Origin of the sequence: Sphingobacterium sp. UBA7855, from assembly GCA_002500745.1 — a bacterium.
Lineage (GTDB): Bacteria > Bacteroidota > Bacteroidia > Sphingobacteriales > Sphingobacteriaceae > Sphingobacterium.
Genome location: DLST01000020.1, coordinates 125,907 through 143,004, shown reverse-complemented (window position 1 = coordinate 143,004; position 17,098 = coordinate 125,907). Strand labels below are relative to the sequence as shown.

Annotated in this window: 11 protein-coding genes; 7 read left to right on the top strand and 4 right to left on the bottom strand. The window is 41.4% G+C overall.

Features of this window, described 5'->3' with window-relative positions; genetic code table 11:
- Genes B2107_RS19985 through B2107_RS19970 form a run of 4 tightly spaced genes read left to right on the top strand, consistent with a single transcriptional unit; the run spans position 1 to position 8,213 of the window.
- The gene (locus B2107_RS19985) at positions 1-3,138 is read left to right on the top strand and encodes a SusC/RagA family TonB-linked outer membrane protein (RefSeq protein WP_293957517.1); all 3,138 of its coding nucleotides are present in this window, start codon (positions 1-3) and stop codon (positions 3,136-3,138) included.
- 12 nt (positions 3,139-3,150) lie between these two features.
- Entirely contained in the window at positions 3,151-4,779 is a 1,629-nt protein-coding gene (locus B2107_RS19980) for a RagB/SusD family nutrient uptake outer membrane protein (protein WP_293957516.1), read from the top strand.
- A 49-nt stretch (positions 4,780-4,828) separates the two neighbouring features.
- Positions 4,829-5,764 (top strand): hypothetical protein, encoded by a 936-nt coding sequence (locus B2107_RS19975; protein WP_293957515.1) that lies wholly within the window; start codon positions 4,829-4,831, stop codon positions 5,762-5,764.
- A gap of 4 nt (positions 5,765-5,768) precedes the next feature.
- Positions 5,769-8,213, top strand: coding sequence for a glycoside hydrolase family 2 TIM barrel-domain containing protein (locus tag B2107_RS19970; protein ID WP_293957514.1), 2,445 nt, complete (start codon positions 5,769-5,771; stop codon positions 8,211-8,213).
- A gap of 93 nt (positions 8,214-8,306) precedes the next feature.
- Here the strand turns inward: B2107_RS19970 and B2107_RS19965 are convergent, their stop codons facing one another.
- From B2107_RS19965 to B2107_RS19955, 3 genes are all read right to left on the bottom strand, one after another.
- The gene (locus tag B2107_RS19965; protein WP_293957513.1) at positions 8,307-9,191 is read right to left on the bottom strand and encodes an SDR family oxidoreductase; all 885 of its coding nucleotides are present in this window, start codon (positions 9,189-9,191) and stop codon (positions 8,307-8,309) included.
- Positions 9,192-9,350: 159 nt separating this feature from the next.
- Complete coding sequence (locus tag B2107_RS19960; protein WP_293957512.1) at positions 9,351-9,719, bottom strand: response regulator; 369 nt, start codon at positions 9,717-9,719, stop codon at positions 9,351-9,353.
- A 233-nt stretch (positions 9,720-9,952) separates the two neighbouring features.
- Positions 9,953-10,777, bottom strand: a complete 825-nt coding sequence (locus B2107_RS19955; protein WP_293957511.1) for an SMP-30/gluconolactonase/LRE family protein — start codon at positions 10,775-10,777, stop codon at positions 9,953-9,955.
- A gap of 451 nt (positions 10,778-11,228) precedes the next feature.
- On the opposite strand from B2107_RS19955, the gene B2107_RS19950 reads away from it, so the two are divergent.
- From B2107_RS19950 to B2107_RS19940, 3 genes are all read left to right on the top strand, one after another.
- Positions 11,229-12,230: an alpha/beta hydrolase family protein gene (locus B2107_RS19950; protein WP_293957510.1), complete on the top strand. Its 1,002-nt coding sequence runs from the start codon at positions 11,229-11,231 to the stop codon at positions 12,228-12,230.
- 229 nt (positions 12,231-12,459) lie between these two features.
- Positions 12,460-13,206 carry a hypothetical protein gene (locus B2107_RS19945; RefSeq protein WP_293957509.1) on the top strand — a complete coding sequence of 249 codons (747 nt, stop codon included), beginning with the start codon at positions 12,460-12,462 and terminating at the stop codon, positions 13,204-13,206.
- 29 nt (positions 13,207-13,235) lie between these two features.
- The gene (locus B2107_RS19940) at positions 13,236-13,949 is read left to right on the top strand and encodes a hypothetical protein (RefSeq protein ID WP_293957508.1); all 714 of its coding nucleotides are present in this window, start codon (positions 13,236-13,238) and stop codon (positions 13,947-13,949) included.
- A 148-nt stretch (positions 13,950-14,097) separates the two neighbouring features.
- On the opposite strand, the gene B2107_RS19935 is transcribed toward B2107_RS19940, so the two are convergent.
- A complete protein-coding gene (locus tag B2107_RS19935; RefSeq protein WP_293957507.1) occupies positions 14,098-17,064 on the bottom strand; it encodes a response regulator in 2,967 nt (988 codons plus the stop codon).
- Positions 17,065-17,098: the final 34 nt, after the last annotated feature.

Sequence of the window (17,098 nt, the reverse complement as noted above, 5' to 3'; positions counted from 1 at the left end):
ATGATAAGCAAACAATTGTTGAGCAGGGGCATGGCCGTCGTTGTCATGACCAGCGTAACCTCTTTGGTCTGGGCACAATCTTTCACCGGATCGGTTGTTTCGGCTGATTCAGGACTGCCGATCGGGGGAGCGAGTATCAAAGTAAAGAATCAGAAGATTTCAACAAGCAGTGATGAATCGGGCAAGTTTGCACTGAAGGCCAGCACAGGGACAGTATTGATCGTTACCTACGTGGGGTACAAAACTGAAGAAATTACAGTGACTGGCCCCAATATGGTGATCCGCCTACAGCCGCAAGCTTCCGATCTTGAAGAGGTGGTGGTTATCGGCTACGGTGTACAAAAGAAAAAACTGAATACAGGAGCCAATTTGAAGGTGGAGGGTGAAGAACTACAGAAGCGCAATCAATTAAACCCGCTGCAGTCGCTTCAGGGGCAAGCACCGGGTGTATCCATTACATCAACTTCCGGTCAGCCGGGAGCAGATATGAAGGTCGTCGTCCGGGGGTTGGGAACAATCGGTAATTCGGGCCCCTTGTACGTCATCGACGGCGTTCCGGGAGGGGATATTTCGGTCTTGAATGCGGCCGATATCCAATCTATTGACGTACTGAAAGACGCAGCTTCGGCCGCCATCTATGGTTCGCAGGCTGCCAATGGGGTTATCCTGGTCACCACCAAAATGGGCGCTGCGGGAAAAAATGTGCTGTCGTTTGATGGCTATACGGGCATTCAAAACGTTTCACGTAAAGCAAAATTGCTGGATGCAGATCAGTACAAGCTGATCATGAATGAGCAATCGCTGAATTCGGGGGCCGCGGTGATTGATTTTAACGGCATGGACGGTCTGGCCAATACCAATTGGATGGATTACATGTTCAAGGATAATGCAAAAATGGACAATTACAATGTTGCCCTGACCGGCGGCAATGAAAAATCCACCTACGCCTTATCGATGAACTATATTGGTCAGGAGGGGATTGTAGGCGGCAAAGACGTTTCCAACTATCAGCGTTATGGTTTCCGGACGAATTCGGAACATAAACTCTTCGATAACTTTGTGAAAATAGGTCAGCACCTCAACTTTAACTACATCAAAAATCGAGGCATCAGTGTCGGCAATCAGTACAGCAATACGCTGCGTGGTGCGTTTGCCACTTCGCCCTTGTCACCGGTGTATTCGGACAATGGCTTGTACGGAAGTGCTTTCAATGATACTTCCAATTCACCTTGGTACAATGGGGACAGCAATCCATATGGGGTGATGATGACCAATTCGAACAACGCCAATGATGGCCAAAAATTATTGGCCGATATCTTTGCGGAAATCGAACCGATCAAAGGCCTAAAGGTGCGGTCATTGCTGGGATTTAACTATTATGCTTCAGAATACAGAAGTTTTACGCCCTTATACCGCTTCTCCATCTACACCTACAACCAAGATCATACAACAACCTCGCAGAATATGAGCAAAGGTCATACGCTGACCTGGATAAATACAGCTTCTTATGACTTTGATATCCATACGGATCATCGCTTTTCGGCCATGGTCGGTATGGAATCGTTACGTTACCAGGGAACTTACCTTTCGGGGTCCAACTGGAATCTACTTTCGCAGTTCAATGATTTTGCACATGCTTACCTGGACAATACCACAGGCCAGGCACACCTGGATGAAAAAGGGAACGTCGTCGAAACGCGTACGGTGTCTGGAAAGCCTGAGAACATCACCCGTAGGGTCTCGTACTTTGGACGGCTGGGCTACAATTATAAGGAAAAGTACCTGTTGAATGCGACATTGCGTGCAGATGGATCCTCTAAATTTTCGCGCAGCAACCGCTGGGGATATTTCCCTTCGGTATCGGCAGGCTGGGTAATTTCTTCGGAAGAGTTTTTTAAAGAACATTTAGCGGCTGTAAACTTCTTTAAACTCCGTGCTTCATGGGGGCAGGTGGGTAATCAGGATGTCGCTGATTTTCAATATGCGGCCCCCATCAGTACCTCGACAGGCATTACATCGTCCAACCCCGGCGCACATTATGTCTTTGGAACGAGCAACAATAATATCGCTGGGGCCTATCCGAGCCGCTTGTCCAATCCGAATCTGACCTGGGAAACTTCGGAACAGACCAATATCGGATTTGATGCCAAATTTGCGAACAGCCGTCTTGATGTTGTTGCCGACTTTTATGTCAAAAAGACGAAAAACTGGCTGGTTACAGCGCCTGTTTTGGCAACAACTGGAACGTTGCCCCCTTTTATCAATGGCGGTGACGTGAAGAATACAGGGGTGGAACTGGGACTAAATTGGGCGGATAAGATCAATGAAGTCAAGTATCGTCTTGGGGTAAATGGTGCCTATAACAAAAATAAGGTGGGACAGATACCAACTGAAGATGGTATTATCCACGGACAGACAGCCATGTTATACGATAACTCGGAAGAATTTTACCGCGCCGCAAACGGCCTACCCATTGGCTACTTCTGGGGGTATAAGACAGACGGCCTATTCCAGAACCAAGCCGAGATCGACGCCTGGAAAACCGCTGGAAAAGGTATCCTTCAAGCGGATGTAAAACCGGGCGATGTGAAATATGTAGATCAGAATAACGATGGTATTATCAATGCCTCGGATAAGACAAATTTGGGCGTGGGCATGCCTAATTTTACCTATGGATTTAATATTGGACTGGATTATAAAGGATTTGATTTCTCGGTGAATGCCTATGGTTCCCTTGGAAACAAAATTGTACAGTCTTACCGCAATCATGCCAATAAACAAGCAAACTATACCACAAGAATATTAGAGCGATGGACGGGAGAGGGTACTTCCAATACGATCCCCCGTGTTACGGAAACTAATGTCAATTGGCAGTTTTCAGACCTTTATATTCAGGATGGAGACTTTCTTCGGATCAGCAATGTGACCTTAGGCTATGACTTATCGAAGCTGATCAAATGGAAGTATGCCAATCAGATCCGGTTCTACGTACAAGGTCAAAATCTGTTTACGTTCACCAAATATGATGGGATGGATCCCGAGATCGGTTATGGAACAGATGGTTGGGTATCGGGTATCGACCTCGGTTACTATCCAAGACCAAGGACTGTATTATTTGGCCTAAATGTTAAATTCTAAACACAAGAAATCATGAAAAAAACGAGCTATATCTATCATTCCATGTTATTTGGATCCTTAATCTTAGGATCATGTTCATCCAGTTTTTTGGATGTCGAACCGATGACAAGCGTTTTGGAAAGCAATTTTTATAAAACCGTAGCCGATGCTGACATGGCTCTGGTCGGTTGTTATGATGGTTATCAACGGACGACCTCCAATGGGAGCCAGTCTTTCTATCTGACAGCAGAGGTGGCCGCCGACAATTGTTTTGGCGGAACAGGTACAACAGACGGTCGCTCATTTCAGGCAATAGACCGTTTTGATATTGCGCAGTCCCAATCGGACAATAATATCTTTGATGGTACTTGGTCTGATTACTACGCGGGAATTTTTCGCTGCAACACACTATTGGGAAAATTGGACGGTACTGATTTTTCAGGCAACACAACAGCGCGGGCACGTATCGAAGGGGAAACGAAATTCCTGCGGGCCACCATGTACTTTGATCTCGTCCGTCTATTCGAAAACATCCCTTTGCTAACGAGCCCGACCAATGAGAATATTCCACAGTCGGACCCCAAAGCGATTTATCAACTGATCGTTTCAGACCTTAAATTTGCGGCTGCCAATATCCCAGCAACAGCTTACCCCAAGTCAGCTGCGGCAACCAATGATGGTCGGGCAACTCCATTCGCTGCTAAAGCGCTACTGGCCCGTGTTTATCTATTTTATGCAGGCTATTATGGCGGCGAAGATATCGGTGTTTCCAAAGCCGAAGCCCTGGCGGGACTCGAAGAAGTTATCAGCAGTGGCCAGTTTGCGCTGGTGGCAGATTTCAAAAATCTATGGCCGGCAGCGAGTTATATCCCCAATGCAAGCAATAATACGCTAGATATTTCCAAATATGCCGGTAAGGGAAATGCTGAGGTTGTATTTGCACAGAAATTCAACAATACATCGAACTATAACGGTTATGTTGATGGCAACCGCTGGGTCGTCTTTCTGGGCTTGCGCGGTAAAAATTGGTCGCCTTATGGCCAAGGATGGGGGGCTTGTACGGTAAGCAAAAAGTTCTTCAATGAGTTTGACAACATGGATACGCGCAAAACTGCCTCAATTATTGATATCGATGGCGAGAATATCACGGGATTTGACCTGAAAGACCAGCGTGAGTATACAGGTTACACCATAAAAAAATACGCCCCCACGGCATTGCCGGACGGCACCACCAATACAGGCGGGGATAAGGATATGCAACTGTCCCAAGACCAGGATTACTTTGTCATCCGCTATGCTGATGTCTTGCTTATGGCGGCAGAACTCGGTTCCGCAAACGCACAGAAATACTTTGACGAGGTAAGGAAAAGAGCGTATAAGACCAATTTTGTGCCGCTAGCAGTTTCAAAAAACAATATTCTGAAGGAAAGAAAATTTGAATTTGCGTTTGAAGGTATCCGCTATTGGGATGTATTGCGGCAGGGGCTGAATAACGCCGCCGCTACACTGGAAACAACCGAAGATGTGCTCAGTGGATCTGTGCCGGAGAAGGTCACTGTGACTAAAGAGCGTTTTTTGACAACGAAAGGATTTATGCAAATACCCAACAAGCAGATTACCTTATCCAATGGTGTACTGAAACAAAATGCTGGATGGAACTAAACACAGGTATACCAGGACTTACTATTAGTTGAATTATAACTAGACAAACATGAAAAAAATATTCACATATGCCATCTGCTTTTTTGCGGCGATGGTACTCTTTGGAGCTTGTTCTCCCGAGAATTATACGCTGGGAGACATTGATGTCACTTCGGCGCAGTTGGAGAAGGGAAAGGCCTTTACCGTTGAACATGACGCCAGTAATCCCAATATTGTGTATTTAAACAGCTTGATGGATTCAAAATACACCCCATTGTGGGAGCATCCACAAGGACGGAGTCAGGAGAAAAAGGTAACCCTGAAAATGCCTTTTCCAGGTGAGTACACCGTTAAATTTGGTGTCGAGACGCGTGGTGGCATCGTCTACGGCGATCCAGTGACATTTAAAATCGATCAGATGTATGCCGAGTTTATCAGTGACGAGACCTGGACCTTATTGACGGGCGGGGCAGGGGAAGAGAAAACATGGTACCTCGATCTAGATGCTGACGGTATCTCCCGCTACTTTAAAGGTCCAATGTATTTTTACGGAACCGGTGACTGGTGGGGAAGCATCAATAAAACAGCCGCGCCTTTAAATAGCGATAGCTGGAGCTGGGAACCCGATTGGAAAGGCAATAGCTGGCTTATGCCTGCCGGTGATTATGGAAGTATGACTTTTGATCTGAAAGGCGGTGCAAACATAAACGTGAATCATGCTATGCTGGGGAAAATTCAGAAGGGGACTTTTAATATCGATACCGAAAAGAAAACCATCCGTATGACCGGCGCTTCGCCTTTACATGGAAAGCCACAAGATGGGATCGTTGTCGACTGGGGCGATGTCCGTATTATGTCGCTGACCGAGAATACGATGCAACTGGCGGTATTGCGGGATCCCGTGCTTTCGAACGACGGAGCAGCTATGCTGACCTTCAATTTTATCAGCAAGGCCTACAAGGAGAGTTTGGCCGAAAATGCCTCGGATACCAATAAGACTAAATAAGCCTATGTTGAAGCGACTATTTCACACAGGATATAGCCGAATGATGATCCTGCTCTTCCTGTTATTGGCGACGGCGGGCTCGTTAAGTGGACAGTCCAGAAGGGTTATTGATTTTAATGGGGGCTGGTGGTTTAAACTGGATAGCAGCCAGCAATATAGCAATGGACGAAAAGGAGAGGGCTGGCGAAAGCTCGATCTACCACATGACTGGAGTATCGAAATGCCATTTAGAGAAAACAGCCCCGCAGGTAGCGGGGCTGCTTACCTCGATGGTGGCGTTGGTTGGTATCAAAAAACGTTTAAGCTGGCTCAGGCTGAGCAAGGGCAACGGATATTTATTGCATTCGAAGGTGTATACGAAAACAGTGAAGTCTGGATCAATGGGCATTTCTTAGGAAAAAGACCCAATGGTTATATCGGATTTGAATATGAGCTTTCCCCTTATTTATACTGGGATGGTAGGGAAAACCTGCTTTCAATAAAAGTAAACAATAAGAATCAGCCCAACTCGCGTTTCTATTCGGGGTCGGGGATCTATCGGGATGTCAAATTAATCAGCCGGAATCCAGTCAGCATAGGAACGAACAGCACCTTCATAAGAGCTGGGCAGCTCAGTGAGAAATGTGCTGTCGTGGATCTCTCCCTGGAAATTGAGCATAACCCTGAGGAATCAAAAAAGATTACGCTACTGACAGAGGTTCTTTCGGTTCAAGGTGCTGTTGTCGCAAGCAAACGTACCACGTTGAGCGCTGTCAAAGCAGGTCTGCACTCCATCGCTCAGCAGATAGTCCTCGAAAATCCCGTCTTATGGGGTATTGAAAATCCCTATCAATATACTGCAAAAATTAAACTTATTGTTGATGGTCGGGTTGTAGATGAACAGCTTACGAAATTTGGCTTACGTAGTTTTAGTTTCGATCAGCAACAGGGCTTTATATTGAATGGGAGGCAGCTTAAAATCCGGGGTGTCTGTTTACATAGTGATCTCGGCGCTTTGGGTATGGCATTCAATACGTCGGCAGCATTACGTCAGCTCCGCATTATGAAAGCAATGGGGGTCAATGGGATACGCACATCACACAACCCTGCGGCTCCAGCGTTTTTGGACCTTTGCGATAGCTTGGGTTTTGTCGTGATGAGCGAAACTTTCGATGTTTGGAAAGGGCATAAAAACCCTTATGACTATCATTTATACTGGGACGAATGGTACAAGCGGGACTTTGTTGACCATGTCAAAAGGGACCGTAATCATCCGTCACTGTTTATCTGGTGCCTGGGCAATGAAGCGCAGGAGCAATGGCATTCCAAAGCTGATGGCACAGCCATTCCGATCGCGCTGGCCGCAATCGTCGATAGTCTGGATGACACACGTCCGACCACCATTGCCAATAATGAGCTTTCCAAAGCAAATCCGGTGCTGATGAGTTCGGCGGTAGATCTGATTGGCTACAACTATAACCATAAGAAATGGGCAAGCTTCCCACAGGACCATCCCGGAAAGAAGTTTATCGTAACGGAAAGCACTTCGGCGTTGGAAAGTCGCGGAACGTATGATTTGGTTCCTTATGATTCTAGTCGCATGTGGCCTGAACGATGGGATATCCCTTTTTCTGGCGGGAATGAAGACAGGAACATATCGGCTTACGACAATGTATTTACACCATGGGGTTCAAATCATCAGACAAGCTTAAGGTTGATGGAAAGGTATGACCATATTGCTGGGATGTATGTATGGACCGGATTTGACTATCTCGGCGAACCCACACCGTACACCTGGCCGGCACGAAGTTCGTACTTTGGTATTGTGGATCTAGCTGGGTTTCCGAAAGATGTCTACTATCTGTATCAAAGCGTATGGACAGAAAAGCCGGTCTTACATGTATTGCCACATTGGAATTGGAAGCAAGGTGACCGGGTAGATATCGTCGTGTATTTTAATCAGGCTGACCGGGTGGAGCTTTATCTGAACGGTAAAAAGATAGGGGAGCAGTCCAAGGACCCAGACCGGTACGACCTTGTATTTAAGGCCGTTGAATTTGAACCAGGGGAGATTGAAGTAATATCGTTTCAAGGTGGCAAGAAACTGCTAAGTAAAACGATCCGCACGGCAGCGAAAGCGCATCGTATACAATTGTTTGCAGAAAACGTGACTTTCAATTCGGCAAACAAAGAACTTGCCTTTGTGCATGCCTATATCGTGGACGAGTTTGGTACGATTCTTCCTGATGCAGACGATAAAATCGAATTTGAGGTGGAGGGAGATGCTGCAAAAATTGTGGCGACAGACAATGGCAATACGACGGATCTGAACAGTTTTCAATCAACGGCACGAAGGGCATTCAACGGTAGAGCTTTGGTCATTATAAAAAGCATAGATAGAGGTAAAATCATCCTTCGAGCCAAAAGCAGGGGGCTTTTGGCTGATGCAGTAGTGTTGATAAGTGAGTAAATTTTTGAAAAAATGTGAGTGTAATCAAAAACTATTAACGCACTGTCTGCATCAATCATACTTTCAGTGCGTTAATTACATGATGTGATTTACTTATATAGCAATTTTCCCTCCGGTTATTGCTAATGTGGCACCTGCTATGTAACTGCTATCTTCGGAAGCTAAAAAAACATATGCTGGGGCAATCTCTGCCGGTTGTGCTGGTCGTTTGATTGGGGTTTCCTTGCCAAAATTTTGTGGTTCCGGCATAGTCGAGGGTATTAACGGCGTCCATACGGGTCCGGGAGCTACAGCATTTACGCGAATACCTCTATCCTGTTGTAGAAGCATTTGCGCGAGATTCGCTGTAAAATTTTGTATAGCTCCCTTAGTTGCCGCATAGTCTAAAAGAACGGCACTCGGATGATACGAGTTAACGGACGCTGTATTTATGATTGAGCTTCCAGGTTGCATGTGAGGTACTGCTGCTTTTGATAGATAGAACATACTTCTTATATTCGTTTCGAAAGTACGATTCCATTCCTCTGCTGTCAACGCGTCGAGTGTCTTATGCGCCATTTGGTAAGCAGCGTTGTTAACTAAGATATCTATGCCTCCGAGTTCAGATAATGCACAATCTATTAGTTGGTTACAATAGTTTTCGTTACGGAGATCTCCTTTATATAATATAACTTTACGGCCTGCCTCTCTTACGAGGCGAGCAGTTTCTTTTGCATCTTCATCTTCGATATCATAGCCGTAGCTGATTACCAAATCTGCACCTTCGCGCGCATAAGCGATCGCAATGGCTCGACCAATACCTGAATCTGCACCTGTAATAACAGCTTTCGCACCGTTAAGCTTACCACTGCCAACATAACTTTTCTCACCATGATCAGCTTGTGGTTTCATGGAAGTTTCCGTTCCAGGAACTTGCTGTTTTTGTTTTGGGAAAGGTGGTATAGGATATTTTGTGTGTGGATTTTTAAACTGTGACATATTGTTTATTTTTTTGTTGTAGTATTGTTGTTTCGTGAACAATTCCTGTAATGAAATCGTTCATAAAAACGATATTATAATGAAAATACGTCGTTGAAAAGATCTTTATAAGGGGCGCAAGATTGCATTGGGAAAAAGAGAATGGAGGATTTATTTTATCTATTGCCTGTTCATCACGCTATCAATATTCATCTTAATGTTGTCTAGATCAAAAGGTTTTGCTATAAAGCCATCCGCTCCATTATCAATGGCAATGGTGGCGCCATCAACGCTAGCGGAAAGCACTATAACAGGCAAATCCTTTATTTTATCGTTTTCACGAATTATCTTTAGCGCCTGATCGCCAGACAACAAAGGCATCCAAAGGTCGAGTAGGAGCAAATCTGGTGAATGCATTTCTATCTGCTCAATCAATAAAGTGCTATTGGCGACAGTTACCACAACGTAACCTTCCAATTCTAAATATAGCTCGAGAACTTCAAGTATTCCCTCGTCATCGTCACAAATCATTATTCGTTTAGCTTCCATGTACTTTTGGTTTTTGCATAATAGATAATGTAAGAATAAAATTAGTGCCCTCATCGACCTCACTTTCCATCCATAAAGGCACTTTTAGTTTTTAGAAGAGATACAAATCATATGCCTTTAATACCGTAGAACGTATAAATCACCGGTAATTCAAGTACTTTAACTCTAACAGCCTTGTTAGGAAACTTTTTAAATGGATTTAACTCAATGAAATCTAAGACATGGATAGATAGCTAATTTAGGGCAGTGGTGTCATTTAATTTAACTCCTTTTGTGTGCATTGGAATACAATATATTGCAGTTGATGCGGTAATAAATAGATCAGTCCTATCTTTTCCTCCGAAACACACGTTCGATGTCCAAGGTTCATTAATCTCAATGTGTCCAATCAATTCACCTCTCGGGCTATAGATAGAAACACCTTTTCCAGTAAGGTAAATATTTCCTTCGTTGTCTAGGGTAAGTCCATCAGAGCCCTGCTCTATGACCGCTGTCTGCCCACTTAATTTACCCTCAGCATCAATCATATACCGATACGTTTTATTTCGTTCAATGTCTGCTACATATAGATATCTTCCATCAGCCGAACCAACTATTCCGTTTGGCTTAGTTAGATCATCAGCCACCACAATTGGCTTCGTTCCTTTTCCGAAAGGAAGGTAGTATACTTTTTGCCCCACTATCTCTGGTTTCTTTCTATCCCAATAATCACGCTGATAATAGGGATCTGTAAAATAAATACCTCCTTTTTGATCCACCCATAGGTCATTTGGGCCATTCAATTTTCTTCCATCGACATCTGATAGCAGGACCGTAACTTTGCCATCCATGTTTATCGACCAAATTTCGTTTTTCTCATCCGAACATGAAAGTAGTTGATTCAAATGATTAAAGTACAGTCCATTTGCACGGCCTGAAGAATCTTTAAACACCGAAAGATGACCGTTTGTGCAGTATCTCCAGATTTTGTTATTTGGCTGGTCAGTAAAATAAATATTGCCACCTCGATCCACGGCGGGACCTTCTGTAAATTTAAAATCCCGAGATATTAATTTCAAGCTGTCTTGAATAAATAACTGGGCTCTTATGTTTATCCCCCCTAACATAAAGAGGACGAATAAGAACGTTTGATAGTACCTGCAATAATTAACTGAATGCTCCATAATAAAGTTTATTATTTCAAATTATTATTATCAATTTTAGTTCCACCATCAAAGTAAAGGCGATATTGCTATACTTGTTAAAGAAACCATACCTTAATGTGCTTGAATGATCAAGTATAATGTAGCATGATCAGATACAATATAGCCTTTATTTTATTAAATTTATGGTAAAACTATCTCTTTATCAGCGATATAAAATGCGTCTATGAGTAAAATAACGACTTGTATTTAGATGGTTAAATTTGACCATTGACTCAAGTATAACATCCCTGGTAACTTTGGGAATGATATAGATGTTCAATTTACCAATTTAAGTATTAAGATTCAAAAATTACAAGTGCCAAATATGACTATTCCATTTAGTATTGTTTTGTTAAGTCTTCTTATAATGACTTATCATACGCCTTTTTCAAACGTAGGAGAGCGGCAAGTTACTTATACTGATTATTCCCGAGGACGAACTTTGAGATCCCAAATGTGGTATCCAACTGCGGATACAACTATTAAAGATACGCAACTACCATTCGTTTTACCACCTACAGTAAAAGATGCAGAATTTATACAAAAGAAATATCCATTGGTTGTACTTTCTCATGGTACAGGCGGAAATCGATATAGCTTATCATGGTTGGCGATTGAATTAGCAAAGAACGGATATTTTGTGATAGCTCCCGATCATTGGGGAAATACGCTCGATAATAAAATTCCAGAGAACTTCGTGCGTTATTGGGATAGGCCGCTCGATATGAGTTTTCTAATTTCATCACTGCTTAAAGATCCTGTTTATCATCGTTACATAGACAGTAATAAGATAGCGGGAATCGGATTTTCGTTGGGAGGCTACACCACTTTAGCACTTGCTGGGGTTAAAATAGATTGTGATAAACTCAAGATAAATGCATCTAAAGCGGAAAATCGCAACCAATTTGTTGTTCCTGAACTGGGAGATCTTCAAGAACTTATACAGGAAATTCCATGCAACCAAGTGCCAGGAAATTTAAAAGATAGTCGATTTAAAGTTAACATAGCTTTATCACCAGCTTTGGGACTGGGGATTCTGGAAGAAAAACAAAGCAAAAAATCTTCTGTTTTAATCATCGGAGCTGCAGATGATTCCATTGCTCCACTGGCATCAAATGCGCTTAAATATAGCCAAGTTATGAAAGGCTCAAAATATAGCATACTACCTGTTAAAACGGGTCATTATGTTTTTTTAAACGAAGGAAAATCGTTTTTAGTTAATGAAGAACCGACTTTTTACTGCGATCATAAGACTATTGACAGAAGAGCGGTTCATCGTCAAGTGGCTGCAGAAATAAAAAGTTTCCTTTGGGAGCATCTGAAGTAATTGACCACCGATTTTTTAATATTAAGCTCAAGTAGCTATCAACTTCATTTCCTCTCATAGAGATGCCATTCCACGCGCTAAATTAGTTGAAAAGTGATATAGTAGTAAATCAATTAGTGAAAAAGTAATTTTAGTAATTTCTGTATTAATAAGTTAATTAGTGCAGGATTGTTACAAATAAAGTTTTTTCTTAATTTTGGTATTTTAGTATTTATAATTTATTCAATTTATGCTTTTCATCTATACGCGGTACGAGTACGTTCTAGGAAGTAAAAATATTTTAGCTACATTAAAGAATGAGACAATACCGCAAAATTTTAATCTCAGTATCATCACACCAGCAACCAAATTTTTAGGATTCCCAGTTGGTGGGGGTTTAGTAAAAATGTCTCGTTTAGTGAATCAAAATGGCCAGGTTATCCACGCTCGAAATTATTCACCCGAAATAAAAGAGGAAGTTAAGAAATTTAAAAAGACGCTTAAAATCCCCTATTTCAAACTATGGAAAGGGTATTTGATGATAGCCTCAATAGCGATTGCCGGCTCTATCATTTACGGTATAAAACTAAATTTGGATGGTAAGAAATACCGTAATGAAAAGGATAAGCTTGTGGAATCGGCTCGACAATTACAAGTGGGACAACTGTATGGAGCAAGTTTCTTTACTGACGCTGAAGGAAATAATATCGAAGGTTTGCCCGGAGGTTGGGTTAAAATTCTAAAGATAGAAGGAGATACAATTTTTGTCCAACGATCAAAAAAAATGACAGATCGGGCGATGTTTGAAATGAAAGATTTGGATTCAATCAAACCAACAACCGATGAAGATTGGAATAACCACATTGAGAGGATGGATTATCCACTATTCAAAGAAGCGGTCCTGAATAAAGATTTATCAAGAATAGATCTGTCATATATTGGTGCGGGCCATGATAAATATTCTGGCGTCATTATGTCTTTCAAGGGCGTTGAGTAGTTATTTTTATTAAACTAATCACATAGAAAATGGGAGAGCAGTTTACCAACTTTGACGGGGTGGAAAACGAAAATAAGCAGGAAACACAACGCACTATATTATTTCGAAAAAGCGGTCGATTTTTAATTATCTTGCCTTTTTTAATCCCTTTATTTTTTATCGGAAAAACTTTCGGTTGGTGGCAAAAGGAGTTTGTCGCGAGAGGTTATATTATTGGCATTGAGTCAAATGGTAAAATCTATGAATTGGGCAATGGTGGCGTATTTGCGTTCAGTAAACGTTTCGTTAGCGATAAGAAAGTGTTTTTAAAAGCTGGATCAGGTACGGTATGTTTTATTTCTGCACTAGCGGAGCAACACTACCAACTCAATCCTGAAAAACCGAGCAATCCATTTTTTCAGGGGAGCGTCACCTTTATCAATTACGATAAATCGAAAATTTTCTGTCGCGAGGAGAGAAAATACGTTGACGCTAGTTCATACTATACGGTAAATAGTGCTTTTGATCGGAATGGCCAACTTTTGTTGGCCTACAGTATCGACGACAAAGCTCCAAAATCTTTAAGGAAGCCCCCATTTATAAAAACTATCATTAATCAAGGTATGTCTCGCCGGTCGGGTGGAAGTGTAAGTGATGTTAAAGATCCTTATATCGATGTCTCAGCGATCTTTGAGCAATTTTTTCATAGAGAATTGAATTATTCAGTTGACGAGGAAAAGAAAATCATACGTTTAATTTTATAGTTGTCGATAGAGATCTTATCCGAGCAGTATGCAAAAAACTGACTTAAGTTTTTTTTTAGCCTCTGTAGTTATGGACAAGCATCCACCGTTCTTGGATGTCAAGTTTATGTGCACGCTCGTAGAGGATTTTAAAATTGTTACGTTATAATTAGTCCTCATCTATATATTTCTTAAGTACTTCAAAAAGTTCAGCCTGTCGTATAGGTTTGCCAAGAAGGTCATTCATTCCGTATTCAATGCATCTTTTTCTTTCTCCCTGTACACTGCCGGCAGTTAGGCCTATGATAGGTACATCTTGATAACCCGGCAACATCCTAATATATCGGGTCGCATCAATACCACTCATTATTGGCATCTGTACATCAATAATAATAACTGCGAACTGCTTCTTCTTACATTCTTCCAATGCCTGAATACCATTAACAGCTTCTGTAAGTAGCACATTAGGAGCAAAGGATCTGATTATCTTATTATTCAGGGCCATATTCACAGGGTTATCATCAACCAATAGTACTTCCGATGGTAGAACAAATAACGGTAGTTGTGCTCCAGCTTGGTCCAGTATGTTTTCTCCTGCAGTATCTTTGTTAATGTTTTTAATTATTTGGTATAATTCATTGGATTTTATAGGCTTCATCAAAAGATACATATTTTCAGTATTTTTACGTGATGTATACGTATCCAGTTCGTCGGAGGAAGAAGAGAGTAGTATAAATTGGGTAGTCTCTTTGCGCTGATTTAATAGTCCTTTTATTTTATCGATTGTTTCTACTCCCGACATTATAGGCATATGATAATCCATCAGGATCACGTCGAACCGCTCACCTTTCAACATGATATCTAACGCTTCCATTCCATTAGAAGCCAAGGTAGACTTGATATCTTTATAGGCGAGCATGTGTTCTAGAATGATTCTGTTGGATTCATTATCATCAACGATTAGAGCCGTTTTAATAGATATATCATCCTCATCTTCCCATTCGGGAATTTCATAGGGAACCTTGATATCGAAGAAAAACACTGAACCGCTTCCCATTTGGCTGATTAGGGATAAATGACTTCCCATATATCCCAAAATATTGTTGGAGATGGTTAGCCCGAGCCCTGTGCCTCCATATCTTTTGCTAATTGAACTGTTTTCTTGGGTAAAAGCATCAAAAATATATTTCTGTTTCTCAGTAGGAATTCCAATCCCGGTATCTCTTACTGAAAAGCGTAAAGTGATCATATTATCTTCTATGCGTAACTGTTCTACCTTTAATTCAATCTCTCCCTCTTCCGTGAATTTAACCGAATTACCCAAAAGGTTGATTAAGATTTGCTTTAACCTTGCTTCATCAAAGTATAACATTTTTGGTAAATCTGGTTTAACATTCAGCAAGAGCTCGATATTTTTTTTGCGCGATTGATAAAGTATAACATTTATAACTTGGCTTAGCATATCGTAAATATTGCTTTTTTCGATTGAGAGCTCCATTTTTCCGGATTCTATTTTAGAAAAATCCAAGATATCATTGATAATTCCAAGCAGATTTTCACCGGACTCATTGATATAATTCAGATATTGCATCTGTGTTTCATTGAGTGGTGTTCTCAAGAGTAGGTCAGAAAAACCAATAACCCCATTTAAAGGGGTACGAATTTCATGACTCATGTTGGCTAGAAATTCGGATTTTGCCTTGCTGGCAAGATCTGCGGCTGCTTTCGCATTTTTTAGCTCATCATTAATTTTCACTGCATTAGTAATATTCTGTATGGAAATAATGATACCGCCTACTTCGTCGTTTGTAAGATACCAAGGTCCCACTTTAAGGTCATAATGCTGAATTTCTTCCTTTCCTTTCACCTTTAATTTAAAGTCTTCATGATTGTAAGTTTGTCCCAACAATGCATTCCTGTAGATTTCTGTTCTATCTCCTGGAATATCCGGAGATGTGCTGAAGAGATTTTTGCCGAGAAGATTCACGTCATGAATATCAAATTCCTCTTTCCATTTGCTACTTACAGCAACATAGTTAAAGACTTTGTCGAACATAGCTAAAGGAATGGGGACATCAGTGGCGAAAGATTGCATCATAGCCTCTTTGCTCTTGATTTCCAAAAACATTTTTTTAAAGATATCAATGTCCTGGATAATTCCATAGACCCTGTTGCAGATTTCATCTTCAAATTCAGGAATACCCTTTACTCTCACCCAGATTGTAATGCCGTCATTACGCAAAAGCTGAAGCTCTTCATCAAAAGAAATTCCTTGTTGTACAGCCCTTTCAAAGAGAGATCTTAGTCGTTTTTCATTTTCTCCTTCATAAAATCCAAGAGCATTTTCAAAATTTGGTTGGAAATTGCTTTCGATTTTGTGAATTTCCCTCGTACTTTGAGACCAGAAGAGCTTACCAGTTTTCATATTAGCCTCCCAGCCGCCAACTTGTGCAACCGCACTTGTTTCCTCCAGCATTTCCTTGGTACGAAAAAGATCCTTTTCGAGCTTATCTCTGCGTAAAATGTCGGACTTTAATTGTATATAAACGAAGATAGTAACACCAATGGCGGCAACTGCAGAAAAGAGGATAAATAGAACAGTCCATTTAGAAGACGTATTCAGATCTTCATTTTTTATAGCAAGCTGAATTTCCTCATGTTTGACAAATTCGTTAACGAGCATACGGCATTTATCCATTGTCCTCTTATTTTCTATCAGTTCTTCTGGGGTCATTAATAACCCATTTTTACGATTTTCAATCAGTAAGACATAACCTTTCATCATTGCTTCTGAATTACGTAGCAGATCACTTAAGGTATTCATTTGTTGTTTATCTTTGAGTTGAAATCTACTTTCTTGAGCAACGAGCAGCGGATACTCCTTCCTGCTCTTATTAAAAGGTTCCAGAAAATTTTCCCTACCGGTAAGTTGATATCCCCGATTGCCTGTCTCAGCATCTAAGAGTATGTTTAGAAGATCTTTTATCAAACTTATAGATTCCTTACTTTTTAAGAAGCTTTCTCTATTCTCCATCTGGTTTCGTATGCTGATATAAGATGCTACGGAACTCGCAATCAGCAGTATCAATGAGAGCACTACACCTATCTGAAGATTTCTAATAATTTTTTTCGGCATGGTATTGATGTTTACAGTTAAGATACTAAAAAAG